The following is a 20,460-nucleotide window of genomic DNA, read 5'->3' as shown; positions in this document are numbered from 1 at the left end:
AAAAAACACTGTGGGAGCGGCGGTGCGGCGATCCGACTTGCCCGCGATGAGGCCATAACATCCAACATCTCTGTTGACTGTTACACCGTCATCGCGGGCAAGTCGGATCGTCGCACCGCCGCTCCCACAGGTACTCATTCGGCTTTAAGGGTTACAGCAATTCAAAGCTCTGCTGCGTCACGTCCTGGGAATCCAGACCGATCTGCACGTTGAATTTGCCTGGCTCCGCAGCGTACTTGAGCTGGGCATTGAAGAACTTCAAGTCGTCTTCGGAGATGGTGAAGTGCACGACTTTCTGTTCGCCGGCCTTCAGCGTGATTTTCTGGAAGTTCTTCAGTTCCTTGACGGGGCGGATCATCGAGCCGGTCACGTCCTGGATGTACAGCTGCACCACGGTTTCGCCGTCGCGCTTGCCGGTGTTTTTTACCATGACGCTGGCATCGAGCTTGCCGGTCTTGTTCAGCGTGGTCGACGACAAGGCCATGTCGCTCAGGCTGAAATCGGTGTAGCTCAGGCCGAACCCGAACGGGAACAGCGGGCCGGTGGTGTCATCGAAATACTGCGAGGTGTAGTTGCCCGGTTTGCCCGGCGTGAACGGCCGGCCAATGCTCAGGTGGTTGTAGTAGGTCGGAATCTGACCCACCGAACGCGGGAAGGTGATCGGCAGTTTGCCCGACGGGTTGTAGTCGCCGAACAGCACATCGGCGATGGCGTTGCCGCCTTCGGTGCCGCTGAACCAGGTTTCCAGAATCGCGTCAGCCTGTTCCTTCTCTTCGAGGATCGACAACGGACGGCCGTTCATCAACACCAGCACCAGCGGTTTGCCGGTGGCTTTCAGGGCCTTGATCAGATCGCGCTGGTTGGAAGGGATGTTCAGGTCGGTACGGCTGGACGATTCGTGGGACATGCCACGGGATTCGCCGACAGCGGCAACGACAACATCCGCATCCTTGGCGGCCTTCACCGCTTCATCGATCAGCACTTGGGCCGAACGCGGATCATCCACCACTTCCGGCGCATCGAAGTTGAGGAAGTTCAGGTAATCCAGCACTTTCTTGTCGCTGGTGATGTTGGCGCCACGGGCGTAGATCAGGGTCGACTTGTCTGAAATAGCGGCGTTCATGCCGTCGAACAACGTCACCGATTGAGCCGGACGGCCAGCAGCGGCCCAACTGCCCATCATGTCGATCGGCGCCTTGGCCAGCGGACCGACCAGAGCGATTTTCGCGGTTTTCTTCAACGGCAGGGTTTCGCCCTGGTTCTTCAGCAACACCAGGCTGCGGCGCGCGACGTCACGGGCCTCGGCGCGGTGCAGACGGCTTTCGGCGTAGGTGTCGGCCGGATCATCTTCAGCCTTGCCGATGCGCAGGTACGGGTCTTTGAACAGGCCCATGTCGTACTTGGCGGCGAGCACTTCGCGCACTGCGTTATCGATGTCTTTCTGTTCGATCTCGCCGGCCTTCAACAGCCCCGGCAGCTCTTTGCCGTACAGGGTGTCGTTCATGCTCATGTCGATGCCGGCCTTGATCGCCAGCTTCGCGGCTTCGCGACCATCAGCGGCAACGCCGTGCTTGATCAGCTCGAAAATCGCCCCGTGGTCGCTGACCGCCAGGCCTTTGAAACCCCATTCCTTGCGCAACAGGTCGTTCATCAGCCAGGTGTTGGCCGTGGCCGGCACGCCGTTGATCGAGTTCAGCGCGACCATCACACCACCCGCACCTGCGTCGATGGCGGCGCGGTACGGTGGCAGGTAGTCCTGGTACATTTTCACCGGGCTCATGTCGACGACGTTGTAGTCGCGACCGCCCTCGACCGCGCCGTACAGGGCAAAGTGCTTGACGCTGGCCATGATGCTGTCGGCCGCGTTCGCGCCGGTGCCCTGGAAGGCCCGGACCATGACGCCGGCAATGCGCGACACCAGGTACGTGTCTTCGCCGAAGCCTTCGGAGGTGCGGCCCCAACGTGGGTCACGGGAAATGTCGACCATCGGCGCGAACGTGATGTCGAGGCTGTCCGCCGCGGCTTCCTTGGCGGCGATGCGCCCGGACAGGCCGATGGCGTCCATGTCCCAGCTCGAGGCCAGGGCAATCGGGATCGGGAAAATCGTGCGGTGACCGTGGATCACGTCATAGGCGAAGAACATCGGGATCTTCAACCGGCTGCGCATGGCCGCGTCCTGCATCGGACGGTTTTCCGGGCGCGTGATCGAGTTGAACGTGCCGCCGATGTTGCCGGCGGCGATTTCCTTGCGGATCATCTCGCGAGGCATCTCAGGGCCGATGCTGATCAGGCGCAACTGGCCGATCTTTTCATCGAGGGTCATTTGTTTCATCAGGTCAGTGATGAAAGCGTCCTTGTTCTCCAAAGGTGCGGGCGTCGTGGCGGCCAATACGGTATGACTGGCCAGACTGACGAACAGGCCCAGCAAACACAGCTTCTTCATGAATAGTTTTCTCAAAGGCCTAAACGGCAGTGAATACGCGCCGGTCAGCCAAAATTTAGGGAGCGACTATTGTTGTTCAGGTAAATGCAGCACACTTCTGCAGCGTTTGGCGCTGGGGCATCTTTTAGCCCATTGGCTCGATGCAATCCAGTGGCGGCGGCAGATTATGCCCCAAGAGACCGCTCAGAAGGTCGCTGGTTGTTTTTCAACGGAAGGTGCAAGGGAGCGTCAACCAGATGAATGTACGACACCACACTCGGTCAAGCCTGCAGGTTGCAGCCTTGATGTTGCTCACCACGCTGCTGGCGGGCTGCGGCATCAACAACATTCCGACCCTCGACGAACAGGCCAAGGCTGCCTGGGGCCAGGTGCAGAACCAGTACCAGCGCCGCGCCGACCTGATCCCCAACCTGGTGGAAACCGTCAAGGGCTACGCCAAACATGAGGAAGAAACCCTGACCGCGGTGATCGAAGCCCGAGCCAAGGCGACCTCGATCCAGGTGGATGCCAGCACCCTGGACAACCCGGAAAAACTCAAGCAGTTCCAGCAGGCGCAGGATCAGCTGACCGGCGCCTTGAGCCGGTTGATGGTGGTGTCCGAACGTTACCCGGACCTCAAGGCCAACCAGAATTTCCTTGCGTTGCAATCGCAGCTCGAAGGCACCGAGAACCGCATCGCCGTGGCGCGTCGAGACTTTATCCTCGCGGTGCAGAAGTACAACACCGAAATCCGCACCTTCCCGGGTCGCCTCTGGCACACGGTGATGTACAGCGATTTGCCGATCCGCGAAACCTTCGAGGCCACCAGCCCCGGCGCCGAAAAAGCGCCTGAAGTGAAGTTCTGATCGGCTTGACGCATCACCACGGATGAGGTTGCCAATGCGCGTGTTGAAAGTGGGCCTGATGCTGTTGCTGTGGGTGTTTACCCTGGCAGCCCAGGCCGAGTTGAAGTTTCCGCCACTGACCGGACAGGTGGTCGATAACGCCCAGATGATCGAGCCGTCGGTGCGCGAGCAGCTGACGCAACAACTCCAGGCCCATGAAAAAGCCACTGGCGAGCAATTGGTCGTGGTGACATTGCCGGACTTGCAGAGCACCGACATTGCCGATTTCGGCTATCAACTGGGGCGCTACTGGGGCATTGGCCAAAAAGACAAGAACAACGGCGCGCTGCTGATCGTTGCGCGCGATGACCGTAAATTGCGCATCGAAGTCGGTTACGGCCTGGAAGATCGCCTGACCGACGCGCAGAGTTCGGTGATCATCAACCAGGTGATCACGCCAGCGTTCAAGACCGGCAACTTCAGCAAGGGCATCAGCGACGGGGTCGCCGCGATGCTGGTGGTGTTGGGCGGCAGCCCGCTGGATGAACCGTCGACGGTCTATGAGCCGCGAGGGGATGAGGGTGACGATTTCGTGTCTCGCCATCCGGGTGTGTTCGTGTTTCTGGTGTTGCTGTTCATCCTGACGATTTTCGTCTGCCAGATGCTCGGGATCCTGCCCAGCGGTGGCGGTGGCCGAGGCAGTTCAGGGGGCGGTTTCGGCGGTGGAGGTTTTGGCGGCGGCGGTGGAGGCGGGGGCTTCAGTGGGGGTGGCGGCAGTTTCGGGGGCGGCGGTTCGTCGGGCGGCTGGTGAGAATAATAATGAGCAGGCACTTTTAAACATGGCATTACTGACTGAACACGAACAACGCAAAGTCGCCGAGGCGATTGCCCGGGTCGAGCGCGACACCGACGCCGAACTGGTGACGGTGCTCGCGGCCCGCGCCGACGACTATGCGTACATCCCGCTGCTCTGGGCCAGCCTGCTGGCGCTGGTGGTGCCGGGTATCGTGCATTACCTGACAGGCTGGCTGACCATGCACAGTTTGCTGCTGGTGCAATGGATCACGTTCATTGTGTTGTGCCTGGTGTTCCGGATTCCGAAAATCACCACCCACCTGATCCCGCGCTCGGTACGCCATTGGCGCGCCTCGAACCTGGCGCGCCGGCAGTTTCTGGAGCAGAACCTGCACCACACGGTGGGCAGCACCGGGATGCTGATTTTTGTCTGCGAGGCTGAGCGGTACGTGGAAATTCTGGTGGATGAAGGGATTTCCAAGCGGCTGGACAACAAGAACTGGGACGCGATCGTTGCGGCGTTTACTCAGCAGGTGAAGCAGGGCCAGACGTTGCAGGGGTTTGTAACGTGCGTCGAGGCGTGCGGCGAGTTGCTCAAGGTGCATGTGCCGGTGACGCATGTGAGGAATGAGTTGCCGAACCGGTTGGTGGTGTTGGGCTGAATTCACTTCTGGAATAGATACACCTTCTGTGGGCGAGGGAACGCGAATCGCCTCACGATTCGCGCCGTTCGGTAAATAACTGCGTGTCCCGGACGGCCATCCCCCCTAAAATACCCGCCATTCCCGATTCGCTCCGCCCGAGGCCGTTTTTTCCATGTCTGTCACCGCCACTCCCGCCAGCCTCGCGCCGGATCACCACGCCCAGTTCATCGACTTGCTGCAAACCAGCCTCGACCAGAATGCTTTCATCAAACTGGTCCTGGCCAAGTACGTCGGCACCGAAGCCGATTTGCAGCGGCTGATCGTCAAGCAGCTGACGGTCAAGGATCAGCCCTGCCTGTCCTTCGTCTACCGCTACAAGACCCGCGACATCACCAAGAATCTGCCAATTGCCGAGGGCGTGGCGACCCTCGCCGCGCTGTTGCCAGCCTCGTTCAAAAATGCGCATTTACTGTCGCTGGCCGACGAAGCCCAGCTCGAATACAGCAAAAAGGGCAAGTCTTCGCTGTTCAAGAGCAAACCTCAGCAATTGCGCGAAGTGCCGTCCGCCGAGCACAACCGCGAGAAGAACCGCTTCCTCGACCTCAGCCGGCCGTTCCTCGCCGACCTGGGCGTGACAAACAGCAAGCACGAGCTGATCCCGGCGATGTCGCGCAAGTGGAAGCAGATCAACAAGTTCATCGAAGTCTTCAGCCATGCGCTGACCACCTCGCCCCTGGCGCTGGACAAACCGGTGCAGGTCGCGGATTTCGGCTCGGGCAAGGGTTACCTGACCTTCGCGATCCACGACTATCTGCGCAACACCTTGAAAGCCGAAGGCGTGGTGACCGGCGTCGAGTTACGCGAGGAGATGGTCAACCTGTGCAATGCCGCCGCCGCCAAGCTCGAGCATCCGGGGCTGGTGTTCAAGTGCGGTGACGTGCGCAGCGTGGCGCCGAGCGAGCTGGACGTGATGATCGCGCTGCACGCCTGCGACATCGCCACCGACTACGCGATTCACACCGGCATCCGCTCCGGCGCGTCGATCATCATGTGCTCGCCGTGCTGCCACAAACAGATCCGCCTGCAAATCCAGAGTCCGGCGCTGCTCAAGCCGATGCTGCAATACGGTCTGCATTTGGGCCAGCAGGCGGAAATGGTCACCGACAGTTTGCGTGCGTTGTTCCTGGAAGCCTGTGGTTATGAAACCAAGGTGTTCGAGTTCATCTCACTGGACCACACCAACAAGAACAAGATGATTCTGGCGGTCAAACGCGCCGAGCCGGTGGACCCGGCCCAGCTGTTGGTGAAGATTCAGGAGTTGAAGGATTTCTACCACATCACCGAACACTGCCTCGAAACCCTGCTGCGGGCTGACAATTACCTGTAGGAGCCAGCAAGCCGGCTCCTACAGAGTCATGGGGTGGTAATGCGTTCGTGTTTGGCCAGCATCATGCGGTGGCAATGCGGGCGGGTTTGATGGCGGTCTTGCGTCCGAGCATCACCGTCACAATCACCCCGGCGGCAAATAGCCAGGTGATCGGCTCGATATGTTCACCAAAGAACAGCGCCGAAAACGCGATGGTGAAGAAGATCTGCAACAGCTGGATCTGACTGACCCGGGCAATGCCGCCCATCGCCAACCCGGCGTACCAGGCAAAGAACCCGATGAACTGCGAGAACAGCGAAACATAACCAAACGCCCACCAGGTCTTGGCGGAAATTTCGCCCTGGTGTTGAAGCGCCAAATAGACCACCGGTCCGATCAGCAGCGGCGTCGACAACACCAGCGCCCAGCAGATCACCTGCCAGCCGCCCATCTCCTTGGCCAACCGGCCGCCCTCGGCATAACCCAGACCGCCCACGGCAATCGCCCCGAGCATCAGCAAATCACCGGCCTGAATACTGCCGGCCCCGCTGATCAGCGCATAACCGAGCACCAGCGCACTGCCCAGCGCCGCGCAGGCCCAGAAGGCTTTCGACGGTCGTTCGTGGGACAACCACGCGGCGTACAGCGCGACGCACAGCGGTTGCAAACCGTTGACCAGCGCGCCGTGGGAGGCCGGCAAGGTTTGCATCGCCCAGGCCGACAACACCGGGAAGCCAAGGATCACGCCTGCGATCACCAGCGTCAGGCCTTTGACCTGTTTCCAGGTCGGCCATTTCTCCCGGCGCCACAGCAACAGCATCGCCGCCGGAACCGCCGCAAACAGCGCCCGGCCCAAGCCGTTGAGCAGCGGATGAAGTTCCTGCACGACGATCCGTGTGAAGGGCAGGGTGAGGCTGAAAATGACGACGCCGAGCAGGCCGAGGGCCATGCCGGTGTTTTCGCGCGAGGACATGATGGGGAACCGGAATGTTGGGTGGCGGGAAGAGTCTTCATCTAGCCATAAACCACGGGGATCGCGCTGTTACAGCTAGGCGCAGAGTTATCCGTACAGTTTGAGGACGCCATCGCGGGCAAGCCCGCTCCCACAGGTTTTGCATTGCTCGCAAGAACACCACGATACCTGTGGGAGCGAGCTTGCTCGCGATGAACGATGACGCGGTCCATCAGGTAGTAGCTGGTTATTACCCGACCCCACGGATAAGGACTACCTTGAATACTCCTACGTCTTTCCCAGAGGAGTCCTCCCCATGGCTGCCAAGAAAATTCTGATGCTGGTCGGCGATTACGTCGAAGACTACGAAGTGATGGTGCCTTTCCAGACGCTGCTGATGGTCGGCCACACGGTGCACGCCGTTTGCCCGGACAAATCCGCCGGCCAGACCGTGCGCACGGCGATTCACGATTTCGAAGGCGACCAGACCTACAGCGAAAAACCTGGTCACTTGTTTGCCCTGAACTTCGATTTCGCCAAAGTTGCTGAAACCGACTACGACGCGCTGCTGATCCCGGGCGGTCGTGCGCCGGAATACCTGCGCCTGAACGAAAAAGTCCTGGAGCTGGTGCGCGCGTTCGACAAGGCCGGCAAGCCGATCGCCGCCGTGTGCCACGGTGCGCAATTGCTCGCGGCCGCGGGGATTCTCGAAGGTCGCGAGTGCAGCGCTTATCCTGCGTGCGCGCCGGAAGTGCGTCTGGCGGGCGGTACGTTCATCGATATCCCGGTGACGGAAGGCCACGTACAAGGCAATCTGGCCACCGCGCCCGCCTGGCCGGCGCACCCGAGCTGGCTCGCCGGTTTCCTCGGGTTGCTGGGCACCAAAATCACGCTGTAACGAGGGACTTTTCCATGTGCGAGCTCTACGTCAAAGCCGATCCGATTCTCTACGAATCGCGCTCCCGCTCGCTGCGCATCTGCGGGGTGGTCACCACCCTGCGGCTGGAGAATCAGTTCTGGGACATCCTCAGCGAAATCGCCGGGGTCGACGGCATGACCACCAACCAGTTGATCGCCAAGCTGTATGAAAAAGTGATGGACTACCGCGGCGAAGTGGTGAATTTCGCCTCGTTTTTGCGGGTGAGTTGCACTCGGTATTTGACTCAGCGTCGGGTGCAGGCGCCGGAGTTGTCGGTGGTGCGGGCGGTGGTGAAATAGCGTCGACCCCATCGAGGGCAAGCCCGCTCCCACAGGTTCAGCGTGATCCCTGTGGGAGCGGGCTTGCCCGCGATGGGGCCGGAGCAGGCGACAGATAAGCCAGGCTGGTCTTTACTCTGAAGCGCAAAACCTCTCAATCGCCAAGGAGATAGAGCATGTCTGGATGGTACGAAGTAAGCAAAAGCAGCAACGGTCAGTTCAAGTTTGTACTGAAGGCCGCCAACGCCGAAACCATTCTGACCAGCGAGCTGTACACCACGCGCGGCGCTGCCGACAACGGCATTGCTTCGGTGCAGAAGAACAGCCCGCTGGATGAACGCTACGAAAAGAAAGCCACCAAGGATGGCCATCCTTACTTCAACCTCAAGGCCGCTAACCACGAAATCATCGGCAGCAGCGAAACCTATTCTTCCGCTGGCGCGATGGATAAAGGCATCGCCAGCGTCAAGGCCAACGGGCCGACCACCGTGATCAAGGACAAGACCTTGCCGGTGCTCTGACCACACCTTTCAAACCCAATACACATCCACTGTGGGAGCTAGCCTGCTAGCGATGGCTGCTTAACATTCGACGAAGATGTTGAATGTCTGGCCGCTATCGCTAGCAGGCTAGCTCCCACATTGGTTTTTTTGCGAACTTCGAGATCAGCGCAATGTTTTCAGCAAGGTTTGTAACTGATCGAGGCCAGCCTCACCGAGTGGAAACACCGGCAACCGCGGATCGCCCACTTCCAGCCCGGTCGCACGCAGCCCCGCCTTGATCGTCGCCGGCAAGCCACCCTTGAGGATGAAGTCCAGCAGCGGCAACTGGCGATAAAACAGTTCACGCGCCTTGCCCAGGTCGTTAGCCAATACCGCCTCATACAAATCCAGATTGAGCTGCGCAATCAGGTTCGGCGCGGCGGTGCACCAGCCTTTCGCACCGGCGGCGAACGCTTCCAGCGCCAACGGGTTGCAGCCGTTGTAGAACGGCACACGGCCTTCGCCGAGCAGTTGCAGCTTGTGCATGCGCTGGATGTCGCCGGTGCTCTCCTTGACCATGGTCACATTCTCCACAGCGTTGACGATCCGCAGGATCAGGTCCACCGACATGTCGGTGCCGCTGGTGGCCGGGTTGTTGTAGAGCATGATCGGCACGCCGATGCTCTCGCCGATGGCGCGGTAGTGGGCGAGGATTTCCGCTTCGCTGAGTTTCCAGTAGGACGTCGGCAGCACCATCACTACATCGGCGCCATGGGCTTCGGCGAAACGTGCGCGGCGCACGGCTTTGGCGGTGGTCAGGTCGGACACGCTGACGATGGTCGGCACGCGTTTGGCCACATGCTTGATGCTGAATTCGCTGACCTGATCCCACTCCGCGTCGCTCAGGTAAGCGCCTTCGCCGGTGCTGCCCAGTGGTGCGATAGCGTGGACGCCGCCGTCGATCAAACGGTCGATGGAACGCCCGAGCGCGTCGAGATCAACGCCTTCGCCGTTGGCGGTGAACGGGGTGATGGTGTAGCCGATGATGCCGTGAATGGTGGGGGTCGACATGTTGTGTCTCCTTCAGAAAATGGGTGGGTTCAGTTCAGGCAATCGGCGTGTTGACGCAGGTTCTGCCGGGCGTAGTAGTTGAACGCAGCGCCGTGGCGCTTGGGTTTCGAAATCCAGTCATGGGCTTCGCGGCCCAGTTCCGGCAGGATCGGCTTGATCGTTCCGGCACTCATCGCCAGCAGTTGCAGCTTCGCGGCGCGCTCGATCAGTTGAGCGATGACACAGGCTTCTTCGATGGTCGTACCGGTGGACAACTGGCCGTGGTGCGACAGCAGGATGGCCCGTTTGTCGCCCAGTGCGCCGGCGATCAAATCACCTTCTTCGTTGCCCACCGGCACACCCGGCCAGCCTTCGAGAAACGCGCAATCGTCGTAGAGCGGGCAGAGGTCCATGTGGGAAATCTGCAGCGGCACTTCGAGCATCGACAGCGCGGCAACGTGAGTCGGGTGCGTGTGAATGATGCAGTTCACGTCGGGCCGGGCGCGGTATACCCAACTGTGGAACCGGTTGGCCGGGTTGGGCATGCCGTGGCCTTCAAGCACTTCCAGATCTTCGTTGACCAGCAGCAAGTTGCTCGCGGTGATCTCGTCGAAACCCAGGCCCAGTTGTTGAGTGTAATAGGTGCCAGGCTGAGGGCCACGGGCGGTGATTTGCCCGGCCAGACCGGAGTCGTGACCATTCTCGAACAGAATCCGACAGGTCAGGGCCAGCTTTTGCCGGTCGGTCCACGTATTATCCGCCAGGGTGTTTTGCATCTGGGTCAACGCTTGCTTGACCAGTTGCTCTTTGGGTAATGCTAAGGTCTTGGCCATATCGGTGTCCTTGGTGGTTCATGCAAATGACACAGCAGAGGCTATATGACACTTTGTGTCATTGGCAAGGACAAATCGTCGCCTCCTTGATGGATTAATCGTTCTTCATGTCTATCCGTTTGAAATTATTGAGAAAAAAACTTGGCGTGACGCTGGAGGCCCTTGCCGAAAAATCCGGCATGACCAAGAGCTATCTGTCGAAAGTAGAGCGCGGGCTGAATACGCCGTCGATCGCGGCGGCCCTGAAACTGGCCAAGGCGCTGAACGTGAAGGTCGAGGAGTTGTTCTCCGAAGACAACATCAGCCTCGACAGCTACAGCCTGGTGCGCAGCGACGAACGCCAGTCCCTGGCGGCCAACGATGAAAGCCCCGGCTACGCGGTGCTGGCCCACCAGGTCAGCGAGCGCAGCCTGCTGCCGTTCATGATTTATCCACCGACAGAATTCGCGGATAAAACCTTCAAGGAACACTTGGGGGAAGAGTTTCTGTTTGTCCACGAAGGGCAGGTGGAAGTGGACTTCATGAACGAGCGCGTGCTGCTCAATCGCGGGGATGCGCTGCACTTCAATGCGCAGAAACCGCATCGGATTCGCTCAGTGGGGGAGGTGCAGGCGCAGTTGCTGGTGGTGGTGCATAGCGCTGAGGAATAGGTTGACTGGGCTGACGCCATCGCGGGCAAGCCCGCTCCCACAGGGGGTGAGGTGTGCACGAAATATGTGAACACCGCTAATCCTTGTGGGAGCGGGCTTGCCCCGCGATGGCGTCAGCCGCGTCGCCGCTAAACCTCGACCGGTACAGTCAGCTTCGGACTACCCAGCGCATGCGTCTTCGAATCAAAAAACCGCAGCTCAGACCCCGTCCCTTCAAACACCTTCGCGTAATGCCGCTTCTGATGCTGGATAAACGCCTTGCTGCGCGGATAAATCGAGATCGCCACCACCTCGGGTTGTGCCTGGCGCAACGCGTGGATGATGTGGCTGTCCTGCTCACCCAAGGCATGCCCGAACAGGCACAACCCCTCACCATGGCTCAGTAACTGGTCGTAGCAAAACGACAGATAATCCGAGCTGCGAATGGTCTTGAGCTTATCCTGCGCCGGCCCTTCGTTGACGAACAGCGGCACATCATCCAGCGTCTTGATGGTGTTGTTGATCGCAAAACTGCCCAGCAACGTGCCCTCGGTCGACATCAGCTTGCGCGCCGTGCCGTCCTGATTGCGCACCAGATGCAGGCCACCGTGCAGGTACAGCAAACGGGTTTTGTCGGTCGCCGTGGCGCTCAAGTCAAAACCCGGTTCGGCGCCCTGAAACAGATCGGTGATGGCATCCGGCTGATGCTGGATCGCCCAGTAGTTGAGCAAGTCGTAATTGGTGGTGAACACCGTTCGATAGCGGCCCAGTTCCTGACTGATGGCGGCCAGGGTAGAGGGCACCACCAGTCGCCACGGGATGTGCACCGCGTGAACCGTGTTGATCAGCGCTTCCTTGATCGCGTAGTAACGATTGCGCGGCGCGGCGGAGCTGACGGCCAGGGCTTTGTTGACCCGACTGGTGGTTTTCAGCGCACTGAGCACCTGTTCGAAACTGCGTGTCTGCATTGCGTCAAACACGCTCAGCTCAGACTGGCTCAGGGGCTTTTCTTCGACGGTGCGGGCGTTTTCGAACAGCGAGTCGTAGCCGAAGTCGTCCCACACCGCGCGGCTGGCGCCGTTGCCCACCAGCAAACCGCTGAACGAGGCGGTGGCGCGCAAGGCGTTCCAGTCTTCAAGTTGGGCATCAACATCCTGGAAATCGGTCATTGCGGTTCAAAGTCTCAAAGCAAAGGGTCTGATGGGCGGCGACTTTATCACGACGGGGACTTGAGCCAGATCAAGTTACTGCGTAACCGATAGGTCGATCCTGTGGGTATCCGCTGGATCGGCGCTGCCGATTTGGCCCAGCCAGGAGAGTCGTCCATGAGCAGCACGTTTTTCATCCCTTCCGTAAACATTATGGGCAACGGATGCCTCGACGAAGCCATGGCCGCCATTGGCAAATACGGCTTTCGCAAGGCGCTGATTGTCACCGACGCCGGGCTGGCCAAGGCCGGTGTGTCGAAGATGATTGCTGAAAAACTGGCGATGCAGGACATCGACTCGGTGATCTTCGACGGCGCCAAACCGAACCCGAGCATGGCCAACGTCGAGCGCGGCCTGGGCCTGCTCAAGGAAAGTGGCTGTGATTTTGTGGTGTCGCTCGGCGGCGGTTCGCCCCATGACTGCGCCAAGGGCATCGCGTTGTGTGCGACCAACGGCGGGGAGATCCGCGACTACGAAGGCGTCGACCGATCGACACAGCCGCAATTGCCGCTGATCGCGATCAATACCACCGCTGGCACCGCCAGCGAGATGACCCGTTTTTGCATCATCACCGACGAATCGCGCCACGTGAAAATGGCCATCGTCGACCGCAACGTCACGCCGCTGCTGTCGGTCAACGACCCGGCGCTGATGGTCGCCATGCCCAAGGGCCTGACCGTTGCCACCGGCATGGACGCGCTGACTCACGCCATCGAAGCCTATGTGTCCACCGCCGCCAACCCGATCACCGACGCCTGCGCACTGAAGGCGATCACGTTGATCAGCAGCAACCTGCGCCTGGCCGTGCGCGACGGCAGCGACATGGCCGCCCGGGAAAACATGGCCTACGCGCAGTTCCTCGCCGGCATGGCGTTCAATAACGCATCCCTGGGCTACGTCCACGCCATGGCTCACCAGTTAGGCGGCTTCTATGACTTGCCGCATGGCGTTTGCAACGCGGTGCTGCTGCCTCACGTACAGAGTTTCAATGCGCTGGTGTGCGCCCCGCGCTTGACGGATGTGGCCCACGCGATGGGCGCCGATACCCGTGGAGTGAGCCCGGAAGAGGGTGCCCAGGCAGCCATCGTCGCCATCCGCAGTCTGTCCCGCGACGTCGAGATTCCCGCCGGTTTGCGTGAGCTCGGGGCCAAGCTCAACGACATCCCGACGCTCGCCACCAACGCGCTGAAAGACGCCTGCGGCCTGACCAATCCACGGGTGGCGGATCAGCGCCAGATCGAGGAGATTTTCCGCAACGCGTTCTAATCGGTTTGACGACCGCGCGCGAGCTTCACGCAGAGCATCGCGCCCAAGGCCAGCAAGGTGCAAAACAGGGACAGTGGCCACGCCTGCTGGCTCGCGATCAGACTGGCAATCGCGCCGATGATGGCGGCCATCAGTTGGTGGATGAAACCGCTCAACGCCATCGCATAAGCCCCGCCGACCGGTGAGCCGTCGTTGGCCAGGGACAGGCTGATCGGGTAGTTCAAAGACTGCCCGAACACGGCAAAGCAGTACGGCAACCAGAACAGCAGCGCAACGGATGTGCCCGCGATGCTCCCCAGCAACATCACTGCGCTGCCGCCCAATACCAGGCTCACGCCCGCCGTCATTAGCCAGCGTTGCCCGGTGCGAAGCACGAAGGCATTGACCCCCAGCGCGCCGAGAAAATACGCCGCGCTGATCGGCCAGCCCAACAGCCCGTACTCCACGGCCGACCAGTTGAAGGGGCCTTGCAGAATCAGCGGCGCTGCGGTGTTGAACGCAATGATCACCCCATAACCGAGACCGCCGGCGAGTGCCGGCAGCAGGAAGGCTCGATCACGCAAAATGCGCCAGTAACTCGGCCAGGCAGACGACTGAACAGGCTCCTCGTTCAGCAGCGGGAACGTGACCCGCGCCACCACCATTGCCATCAACAGACTCGCGCCACCCAACAGATAGAAAATCGCCGGCCAGCCCAGCGCCACCTGAATAATCGATCCCAGGTACTGGCCGATCCCCAGCGCCACTACAAACGAAATCGAGATCCAGGACAGCGCCTTGGCCAGCAGGTCACCGCGGAAACTGTCGCGGATCAATACCCGCGCCATGACTGAAATCCCGCTGGCGCCAATCCCCTGGACCAGTCGCCAGAACAGGAACGTTTCAAGTGTCTGGCCCAAGGGCAGGGCAAGGTTACCCAGCCCGTAGATACCGAGTGCCGCGAGCAACACCGGCTTTCGGCCAATGCGCTGACCCAGGCTGCCCCAGAACAACATCGGCAGCGCCATGCCGATCAGGTACACCGCCAATCCCCAGGAGACCTGCGAGGCGCCGGCGGACAGGTCCCGGGAAATCTCCGGCAACGCCGGCAGGTAAATGCTCATGCCCAGTTGGGCGAGAAACACCGTGCTGCAGGTGACGAGGAGGGTGGTGCTGCTCTTCATGGAGTCTTCCTTGGGTTTCAGAAACCGACGTCCCCGACGTGGGTGCGTAAAGCTACATCAAGTGGCGCGACTTTTTCAGTAGGGCGATGCCATGTGATGGTGTGGGCCAAAACCGGGCTATCCTGCCGACTCAGCCGAACTGAAGTCATCGAGCCCTCCATGCTGCAAAAAAGCCTGATCCGCCGCCTCGACCTGATCACCCTCCAGCTGTTTGTCGCCGTCCACGAAGAGGGCACCCTGACCCGTGCCGCGAGCCGCGAAGCCATCGCGGTGTCGGCCGCCAGCAAGCGGCTGATGGAGTTGGAGGAAGCGCTGGGCATCAGTCTGTTTGTGCGCCAGGCCAAGGGCATGACCCTGACGCCGGCTGGTGAAACCCTGCTGCACCATGCCCGCCAGATGTTGTTCAACGTCGAAAAAATGGGCCTCGAACTGGGCGAGCACAGCCACGGGGTGCGGGGCTATGTGCGGATGCTCGCCAACTTGTCGGCGATCATTCAGTTCTTGCCTGAAGACCTGCGGGACTTTTCCGAGCGTCATCCCCAGGTCAAGACCGACCTCGAAGAACGTCCCAGCAGCGGGGTGATTCAGGGCGTACTCGATGGCGTGGCCGACCTTGGAATCTGCTCCAGTGACAGCGACGTCAAAGGCCTGCACAGCGTGTTTTATCGCCAGGACAAACTGGTGGTGTTGATGCTGCCCGATCATCCGTTGGCGAGTCGTTCCAGCCTGGCATTCGACGATACGCTGGACAGCGATTACGTCGGTCTGCATGCCGCCAGTTCGATCAACATGCGCACCCACGCGGCAGCACGCAAGGCTGGCAAGGTGCTGCGGTTGCGGATTCATGTGCCGGGGTTCGATGCGATGTGCCGAATGGTTCAGGCCAACATGGGCATCGGCATCCTGCCGCAAAAGGCCTATGAATTGTTTGGCCGGGCGTTGGGGTTGCATGCGGTGCCGTTGACGGATGACTGGTCGGACCGGGCGCTCATTCTGGTGGTGCGCGATGAAGCGGCGTTGTCGCCGGTGAGCCGGATGTTGTTTGAGCAGTTGCGTGGGCAGGTCTGAAATTTTCGTTGATAGGGCCGGCCTCATCGCGGGCAAGCCCGCTCCCACAGTATGCTGCGGCGTTCACAAATCCCCTGTGGGAGCGGGCTTGCCCGCGATGGCGGCCTCAAGGTCGCGGAAATTTCAGGGCGTTCGCGTTTCGCGAACGAACGTTGCCAACTGACGGTTGGATTCATCGCCCCCGGGTCCTCTAGCCTTGGCTCATATTCCAAGAACAACATAGAGGTACCCCGCGATGACTGCCCCCTTGAGTGCAATCAAAGTGATCGAGATCGGCACGCTGATCGCCGCGCCGTTCGCCGCGCGCATGCTCGCCGAGTTCGGCGCCGAAGTGATCAAGATCGAAGCCATGGGCCAGGGCGACCCGCTGCGCAAGTGGCGCAAGCTGCACGAAGGCACCTCGCTCTGGTGGTACCTGCAATCGCGCAACAAGAAGTCCCTGGCGCTCAATCTGAAATCTCCCGAAGGCATCGAACTGGTCAAGCAACTGGCGACCAGCGCCGACGTGCTGATCGAAAACTTGCGGCCAGGCGCTTTGGAAAAACTCGGCCTGGGCTGGGACGTGCTGCACGCGCTCAACCCCAACCTGACGCTGGTGCGGATTTCCGGTTATGGCCAGACCGGCCCGTACCGCGACCGTCCGGGTTTCGGCGCCATCGGCGAGGCCATGGGCGGGATCCGCTACACCACCGGCAATCCCGATTCACCCCCGGCGCGGGTCGGCGTCAGCCTCGGCGATTCCCTGGCGTCGCTGCACGCGGTGATCGGTGCCTTGATGTCGTTGCTGCGGGTCAAGACCGGGCAGGGCGGCGGGCAAGTGGTCGATGTGTCGTTGGCCGAAAGCGTGTTCAACGTCATGGAAAGCCTGGTGCCGGAATACGACATGCTCGGCCATGTCCGTGAGCGCAGCGGCGGCGCCTTGCCGGGCATCGCGCCATCCAACACTTACCTGACGGCCGACGGCGCCTACGTGGTGATCGCCGGCAACAGTGACCCGATCTACAAGCGCCTGATGGAGGTGGTCGGTCGTCGCGACTTGGCCGACGCGCCGGAGTTTGCTCATAACGACGGTCGTGCATTGAAAAGTAACGTACTCGATGCGGCGATCACTCACTGGACCAGCAGCCTGCCGATCGATGAAGTGTTGTCGGCGCTGGAAGCCGCCGAAGTCCCGGCCGGGCGCATCTATTCCGTCGCCGACATCGTCGCCGATCCGCACTATCAGGCGCGGGACATGTTGCTCAACGCCGACTTGCCTGGCGGTGCCACGGTGAAGATGCCCGGCATCGTGCCGAAAATGTCTGAAACCCCCGGCGGCGTGAACTGGTCAGGGCCGAGTCTGGGCCAGCACACCGACGGTATTCTCGCGGGACTGGGCCTGACGGCGCAGGACATCGAACGGCTGAAAGCCGAAGGGGTGGTGCAATGATCACGGATTTTTCCCAGACCCTGATCGTTCAGGAAGTCTCCCCCCGCGACGGCTTGCAGATCGAGCCGACCTGGGTCGAAACCGTCGACAAGATTGCCTTGATCGATCAACTCTCGCTGGCCGGTTTCAGCCACATCGAAGCCGGCTCGTTCGTGTCGCCCAAGGCCATACCTGCACTGCGCGATGGCGAGTTGGTGTTCAAGGGCATCACTCGGCAACCGGGGGTGATCTACGTTGCGTTGATCCCCAATCTCAAGGGCGCGCAACGGGCGCTGGCTTGTAGCGCTGATGAACTGAACCTGGTGATGTCCGCCAGCCAGACCCACAACCTGGCCAACATGCGCATGCGTTGCGAAGCCTCGTTGGCGGCGTTCGGCGAGATCGTGCAATTCGTCGATGGCGCGCAGGTGCGGCTCAACGGCAGCATTGCCACCACCTTCGGCTGCCCGTTCGAAGGCAAGATCGATGAGGATCGCGTGCTGCAAATCGTCGAGGCTTATCAGGAGCTGGGCATCCAGGGCATCACCCTGGCCGACACCACCGGCATGGCCAATCCACGGCAGGTTGATCGGCTGGTGCGACGGGTTCTGCAGCGGGTTTCGTCGGCTGATCTGACCCTGCATTTCCACAACACCCGCGGCCTCGGTTTGTGCAATGTGCTGGCCGCTTACGAGGCCGGCGCCCGACGCTTCGACGCGGCCCTTGGCGGGCTCGGCGGCTGCCCGTTCGCCCCGGGTGCCTCGGGCAATATCTGCACCGAAGACCTGGTCAACTTGTGCGATGAAATCGGCATTCACACCGGCATCGATCTGCCGCTGTTGCTGAAGTTGTCCCGAGGATTGCCGGCGCTGCTGGGCCACGAAGTGCCCGGTCAACTGGCCAAGGCGGGGCGTAATTGCGATTTGCACCCAATGCCTTCCTGACCCAACACAAAACCCCTTGTAGGAGCCGGCTTGCTGGCGATGGCGGTGGGTCAGGCAGCATTTATGTTGGATGCGCTGGCCACATCGCCAGCAAGCCGGCTCCTACAGAACGAACCACAACGAACCAGACAACAAAAACAATCGGACACCCATGGGAAGTCCGCCTGGAGAAAGCACCATGAGCCTCAATGTACTGGAGGCGGGCGCGAGCCCGTCCGTTAACCACGACGAAGAAAAAGCCCTGGTCAGCAAGGTCGCCTGGCGCTTGATGCCGCTGATCATGGTCTGCTACCTGTTCGCCTTTTTCGACCGCATCAACATCAGCTTCGCCAAGTTCCAGCTGCAGACCGACCTGAGCCTGAGCGACACCGCCTACGGCCTCGGCGCCGGGCTGTTCGTGGTCGGTTACGTGATCTTCGAAGTACCGAGCAACATGATGTTGTACAAGGTCGGCGCGCGGCGCTGGATCGCCCGGATCATGATGTCCTGGGGCCTCGCCACCGCCGCCATGGTTTTCGTCAACAGCGAATGGCAGTTCTATGCGCTGCGTTTCGTGATCGGCGCGATGGAAGCCGGTTTTGCGCCGGGCGTGCTGTATTACCTGACGCTGTGGTTCCCGCAGCACTATCGCGGGCGCATCACCTCGATGCTGTTCCTGTCGTCGGCGTTTGCCGGTCTGGTGGGTGCTCCGTTCTCCGGGCTGGTGCTGCAACACCTCGACGGCTTTATGGACATGCGCGGCTGGCACTGGTTGTTCTTGCTGGGCGGCGTGCCCTGCATCGGCCTCGGCTTGCTGGTGCTGACCTTGCTCAAGGACCGCATCGAAGACGCCCATTGGCTGACGCTGTCGGAGAAAACCCTGCTGGCCAGCCGCATTGCGCACCATGAACCGCACAAGAGTGGTGGCTCGCTGCTCGCCGCGCTGCGAATCCCAGGGTTCCTGACCCTGGGGCTGATCTACTTCCTGATTCAGGTGGCGTCCTACGGATTGAATTTCTGGGCCCCGCAACTGATCCGCAGTGCCGGCACCGAGAGCCCGGTGATGATCGGCTTGCTGACCGCCATCCCGTACATCTGCGGGGCGATCAGCATGGTGGTGATCGGGCGGCTGTCCGACTCGACCGGTGAGCGACGCAAGTTTGTCGCAGGCCTGGTCGCGGTGGGCGCGCTGGGGTTCTTCTGTGCCGGGATCTTCGCCAACCACACGACCTTCCTGATTGTCGCGCTGGGTTTGCTCGGTGCCGGGATCATCGCTTCCATCCCAAGCTTCTGGACCTTGCCGCCAAAACTGCTGGCCGGAGCCGGTGCCGGCGCGGCTGGCGGGATCGCGGTGATCAATACCCTCGGCCAGTTCGGCGGCATTGTCAGCCCGGTCATGGTCGGGCGGATCAAGGACCTGACCGGCAGCACCACCCCGGCGCTGTACGTCATTGCTGTCTGCGCGTTGATCGCCGTTGCCCTGCTGATGTGGGGGTTGCCGCAGAAGCTGCGCACGCTCGACAAGTTCTGAATCTGCGGTGCTGTTCTGGCCGCCATCGCGAGCAGGCTCGCTCCCACATTGATCTGTGCCACGCCGCCAATCAATTGTGGGAGCGAGCCTGCTCGCGATGGCGGCCTGACAGTCAACACTCAACTCGCAGTCACCAAACCTTTTGCCGGCGAAGCACTGAACTGAATCAACGCGACCCCGGCGATCAACAACACCGCCCCCAACACCCGCGGTAACGTCATCTGCCGCTCCACCAACCCAAACCACCCAAAGTGATCCAGCACCAGCGAAGCCACCACCTGTCCAGCCAACGCCAACGCAATAAATCCCGACGCCCCGAGCTTGGGCAGCAGCATCAGCGCCAACGAAATAAAACACACCCCAAACGCACCCCCCGCCCACATCCACAACGGCGCCTTGCTGATGAACGCCAGCGACGGCAGCGGCAAGCGCAGCGCCAACATGATCGGTAACAACACCACGATACTCACCAGCAACGACGCGAGCGTCGCCCACAGCGGATGACCCAACCCACGCGTGAGGTTGGCGTTGATCGCACTCTGAAACGGCACCACCGCCCCGGCCACCACGGCCAGCAGCAACAGCCCGACCCAATGCAATGTACTCATGATCGTTCTCCAACAGGTTTTGCTGGACTCTAGAGTATTCGTCGCGCAGATTTAAATTCCAAATTGCTAT

20 protein-coding genes are annotated in these 20,460 nt (G+C 60.8%); 13 read left to right on the top strand and 7 right to left on the bottom strand.

The window, feature by feature from the left end; genetic code table 11:
• Positions 1-151: 151 nt before the first annotated feature.
• The gene (gene bglX / locus K0F88_RS12435; RefSeq protein WP_219095242.1) at positions 152-2,443 is read right to left on the bottom strand and encodes a beta-glucosidase BglX; all 2,292 of its coding nucleotides are present in this window, start codon (positions 2,441-2,443) and stop codon (positions 152-154) included.
• A gap of 236 nt (positions 2,444-2,679) precedes the next feature.
• Between bglX and K0F88_RS12430 the strand changes: the two genes are divergently transcribed.
• The 4 genes from K0F88_RS12430 (at position 2,680) to K0F88_RS12415 (ending at position 6,093) form a co-directional block, all read left to right on the top strand.
• Positions 2,680-3,288 carry a LemA family protein gene (locus K0F88_RS12430; RefSeq protein WP_219095241.1) on the top strand — a complete coding sequence of 203 codons (609 nt, stop codon included), beginning with the start codon at positions 2,680-2,682 and terminating at the stop codon, positions 3,286-3,288.
• 34 nt (positions 3,289-3,322) lie between these two features.
• A complete protein-coding gene (locus K0F88_RS32805; RefSeq protein WP_219095240.1) occupies positions 3,323-4,078 on the top strand; it encodes a YgcG family protein in 756 nt (251 codons plus the stop codon).
• A 28-nt stretch (positions 4,079-4,106) separates the two neighbouring features.
• Complete coding sequence (locus tag K0F88_RS12420; protein WP_219095239.1) at positions 4,107-4,724, top strand: TPM domain-containing protein; 618 nt, start codon at positions 4,107-4,109, stop codon at positions 4,722-4,724.
• Positions 4,725-4,878: 154 nt separating this feature from the next.
• On the top strand, positions 4,879-6,093 hold the full coding sequence (locus K0F88_RS12415) for an SAM-dependent methyltransferase (RefSeq protein WP_219095238.1): 1,215 nt from the start codon (positions 4,879-4,881) through the stop codon (positions 6,091-6,093).
• A 61-nt stretch (positions 6,094-6,154) separates the two neighbouring features.
• Here K0F88_RS12415 and K0F88_RS12410 read toward each other — a convergent pair whose 3' ends face one another.
• Positions 6,155-7,045: a DMT family transporter gene (locus K0F88_RS12410; RefSeq protein ID WP_219095237.1), complete on the bottom strand. Its 891-nt coding sequence runs from the start codon at positions 7,043-7,045 to the stop codon at positions 6,155-6,157.
• Positions 7,046-7,340: 295 nt separating this feature from the next.
• Here K0F88_RS12410 and K0F88_RS12405 point away from each other — a divergent pair, with 295 nt between their 5' ends.
• The 3 genes from K0F88_RS12405 to K0F88_RS12395 all read left to right on the top strand — a co-directional run bounded on the left by K0F88_RS12405 (position 7,341) and on the right by K0F88_RS12395 (position 8,742).
• On the top strand, positions 7,341-7,922 hold the full coding sequence (locus tag K0F88_RS12405; protein ID WP_094468727.1) for a DJ-1/PfpI family protein: 582 nt from the start codon (positions 7,341-7,343) through the stop codon (positions 7,920-7,922).
• Positions 7,923-7,936: 14 nt separating this feature from the next.
• A complete protein-coding gene (locus K0F88_RS12400; protein WP_094468726.1) occupies positions 7,937-8,242 on the top strand; it encodes a ribbon-helix-helix domain-containing protein in 306 nt (101 codons plus the stop codon).
• Between the two features lie 155 nt (positions 8,243-8,397).
• Positions 8,398-8,742, top strand: a complete 345-nt coding sequence (locus K0F88_RS12395) for a YegP family protein (protein ID WP_094468725.1) — start codon at positions 8,398-8,400, stop codon at positions 8,740-8,742.
• A 144-nt stretch (positions 8,743-8,886) separates the two neighbouring features.
• Here K0F88_RS12395 and K0F88_RS12390 read toward each other — a convergent pair whose 3' ends face one another.
• On the bottom strand, positions 8,887-9,774 hold the full coding sequence (locus tag K0F88_RS12390) for a dihydrodipicolinate synthase family protein (protein ID WP_219095236.1): 888 nt from the start codon (positions 9,772-9,774) through the stop codon (positions 8,887-8,889).
• A gap of 29 nt (positions 9,775-9,803) precedes the next feature.
• Complete coding sequence (locus K0F88_RS12385; RefSeq protein ID WP_109628350.1) at positions 9,804-10,586, bottom strand: aldolase; 783 nt, start codon at positions 10,584-10,586, stop codon at positions 9,804-9,806.
• A gap of 107 nt (positions 10,587-10,693) precedes the next feature.
• On the opposite strand from K0F88_RS12385, the gene K0F88_RS12380 reads away from it, so the two are divergent.
• Positions 10,694-11,236, top strand: coding sequence for a helix-turn-helix domain-containing protein (locus K0F88_RS12380; RefSeq protein ID WP_219095235.1), 543 nt, complete (start codon positions 10,694-10,696; stop codon positions 11,234-11,236).
• Between the two features lie 128 nt (positions 11,237-11,364).
• On the opposite strand, the gene K0F88_RS12375 is transcribed toward K0F88_RS12380, so the two are convergent.
• Entirely contained in the window at positions 11,365-12,384 is a 1,020-nt protein-coding gene (locus K0F88_RS12375) for a DUF4917 family protein (RefSeq protein WP_219095234.1), read from the bottom strand.
• A 156-nt stretch (positions 12,385-12,540) separates the two neighbouring features.
• Between K0F88_RS12375 and yiaY the strand changes: the two genes are divergently transcribed.
• Complete coding sequence (yiaY, locus tag K0F88_RS12370; RefSeq protein WP_219095233.1) at positions 12,541-13,689, top strand: L-threonine dehydrogenase; 1,149 nt, start codon at positions 12,541-12,543, stop codon at positions 13,687-13,689.
• Here yiaY and K0F88_RS12365 read toward each other — a convergent pair.
• Positions 13,686-14,852 (bottom strand): multidrug effflux MFS transporter, encoded by a 1,167-nt coding sequence (locus K0F88_RS12365; RefSeq protein WP_094468719.1) that lies wholly within the window; start codon positions 14,850-14,852, stop codon positions 13,686-13,688. The two genes, yiaY and K0F88_RS12365, sit on opposite strands and share 4 nt — an antisense overlap.
• Before the next feature lie 159 nt (positions 14,853-15,011).
• Between K0F88_RS12365 and K0F88_RS12360 the strand changes: the two genes are divergently transcribed.
• From K0F88_RS12360 to K0F88_RS12345, 4 genes are all read left to right on the top strand, one after another.
• Positions 15,012-15,920 (top strand): LysR family transcriptional regulator, encoded by a 909-nt coding sequence (locus K0F88_RS12360; protein WP_219095232.1) that lies wholly within the window; start codon positions 15,012-15,014, stop codon positions 15,918-15,920.
• 235 nt (positions 15,921-16,155) lie between these two features.
• Entirely contained in the window at positions 16,156-17,349 is a 1,194-nt protein-coding gene (locus K0F88_RS12355) for a CaiB/BaiF CoA-transferase family protein (protein WP_219095231.1), read from the top strand.
• Positions 17,346-18,272: a hydroxymethylglutaryl-CoA lyase gene (locus K0F88_RS12350; RefSeq protein WP_219095230.1), complete on the top strand. Its 927-nt coding sequence runs from the start codon at positions 17,346-17,348 to the stop codon at positions 18,270-18,272. Before K0F88_RS12355 ends, K0F88_RS12350 begins: the two co-directional genes overlap by 4 nt.
• 178 nt (positions 18,273-18,450) lie before the next feature.
• Complete coding sequence (locus tag K0F88_RS12345) at positions 18,451-19,782, top strand: MFS transporter (protein WP_219095229.1); 1,332 nt, start codon at positions 18,451-18,453, stop codon at positions 19,780-19,782.
• A gap of 119 nt (positions 19,783-19,901) precedes the next feature.
• On the opposite strand, the gene K0F88_RS12340 is transcribed toward K0F88_RS12345, so the two are convergent.
• Positions 19,902-20,390, bottom strand: a complete 489-nt coding sequence (locus K0F88_RS12340; RefSeq protein WP_094468714.1) for a DMT family transporter — start codon at positions 20,388-20,390, stop codon at positions 19,902-19,904.
• Positions 20,391-20,460: the final 70 nt, after the last annotated feature.

The sequence above is a fragment of the Pseudomonas sp. UMAB-40 genome (assembly GCF_900095275.1).
GTDB lineage: Bacteria > Pseudomonadota > Gammaproteobacteria > Pseudomonadales > Pseudomonadaceae > Aquipseudomonas > Aquipseudomonas mandelii_B.
The sequence above is the reverse complement of the archived record's forward strand: the minus strand, read 5'-3'. Positions and strand labels throughout refer to the sequence as shown.

Bases quoted from the DNA above. Each gene is read 5' to 3' on its own strand.
- bglX (WP_219095242.1), bottom strand. From the start codon at position 2,443: ATGAAGAAGCTGTGTTTGCTGGGCCTGTTCGTCAGTCTGGCCAGTCAT.
- K0F88_RS12430 (WP_219095241.1), top strand. From the start codon at position 2,680: ATGAATGTACGACACCACACTCGGTCAAGCCTGCAGGTTGCAGCCTTG.
- K0F88_RS32805 (WP_219095240.1), top strand. From the start codon at position 3,323: ATGCGCGTGTTGAAAGTGGGCCTGATGCTGTTGCTGTGGGTGTTTACC.
- K0F88_RS12420 (WP_219095239.1), top strand. From the start codon at position 4,107: ATGGCATTACTGACTGAACACGAACAACGCAAAGTCGCCGAGGCGATT.
- K0F88_RS12415 (WP_219095238.1), top strand. From the start codon at position 4,879: ATGTCTGTCACCGCCACTCCCGCCAGCCTCGCGCCGGATCACCACGCC.
- K0F88_RS12410 (WP_219095237.1), bottom strand. From the start codon at position 7,045: ATGTCCTCGCGCGAAAACACCGGCATGGCCCTCGGCCTGCTCGGCGTC.
- K0F88_RS12405 (WP_094468727.1), top strand. From the start codon at position 7,341: ATGGCTGCCAAGAAAATTCTGATGCTGGTCGGCGATTACGTCGAAGAC.
- K0F88_RS12400 (WP_094468726.1), top strand. From the start codon at position 7,937: ATGTGCGAGCTCTACGTCAAAGCCGATCCGATTCTCTACGAATCGCGC.
- K0F88_RS12395 (WP_094468725.1), top strand. From the start codon at position 8,398: ATGTCTGGATGGTACGAAGTAAGCAAAAGCAGCAACGGTCAGTTCAAG.
- K0F88_RS12390 (WP_219095236.1), bottom strand. From the start codon at position 9,774: ATGTCGACCCCCACCATTCACGGCATCATCGGCTACACCATCACCCCG.
- K0F88_RS12385 (WP_109628350.1), bottom strand. From the start codon at position 10,586: ATGGCCAAGACCTTAGCATTACCCAAAGAGCAACTGGTCAAGCAAGCG.
- K0F88_RS12380 (WP_219095235.1), top strand. From the start codon at position 10,694: ATGTCTATCCGTTTGAAATTATTGAGAAAAAAACTTGGCGTGACGCTG.
- K0F88_RS12375 (WP_219095234.1), bottom strand. From the start codon at position 12,384: ATGACCGATTTCCAGGATGTTGATGCCCAACTTGAAGACTGGAACGCC.
- yiaY (WP_219095233.1), top strand. From the start codon at position 12,541: ATGAGCAGCACGTTTTTCATCCCTTCCGTAAACATTATGGGCAACGGA.
- K0F88_RS12365 (WP_094468719.1), bottom strand. From the start codon at position 14,852: ATGAAGAGCAGCACCACCCTCCTCGTCACCTGCAGCACGGTGTTTCTC.
- K0F88_RS12360 (WP_219095232.1), top strand. From the start codon at position 15,012: ATGCTGCAAAAAAGCCTGATCCGCCGCCTCGACCTGATCACCCTCCAG.
- K0F88_RS12355 (WP_219095231.1), top strand. From the start codon at position 16,156: ATGACTGCCCCCTTGAGTGCAATCAAAGTGATCGAGATCGGCACGCTG.
- K0F88_RS12350 (WP_219095230.1), top strand. From the start codon at position 17,346: ATGATCACGGATTTTTCCCAGACCCTGATCGTTCAGGAAGTCTCCCCC.
- K0F88_RS12345 (WP_219095229.1), top strand. From the start codon at position 18,451: ATGAGCCTCAATGTACTGGAGGCGGGCGCGAGCCCGTCCGTTAACCAC.
- K0F88_RS12340 (WP_094468714.1), bottom strand. From the start codon at position 20,390: ATGAGTACATTGCATTGGGTCGGGCTGTTGCTGCTGGCCGTGGTGGCC.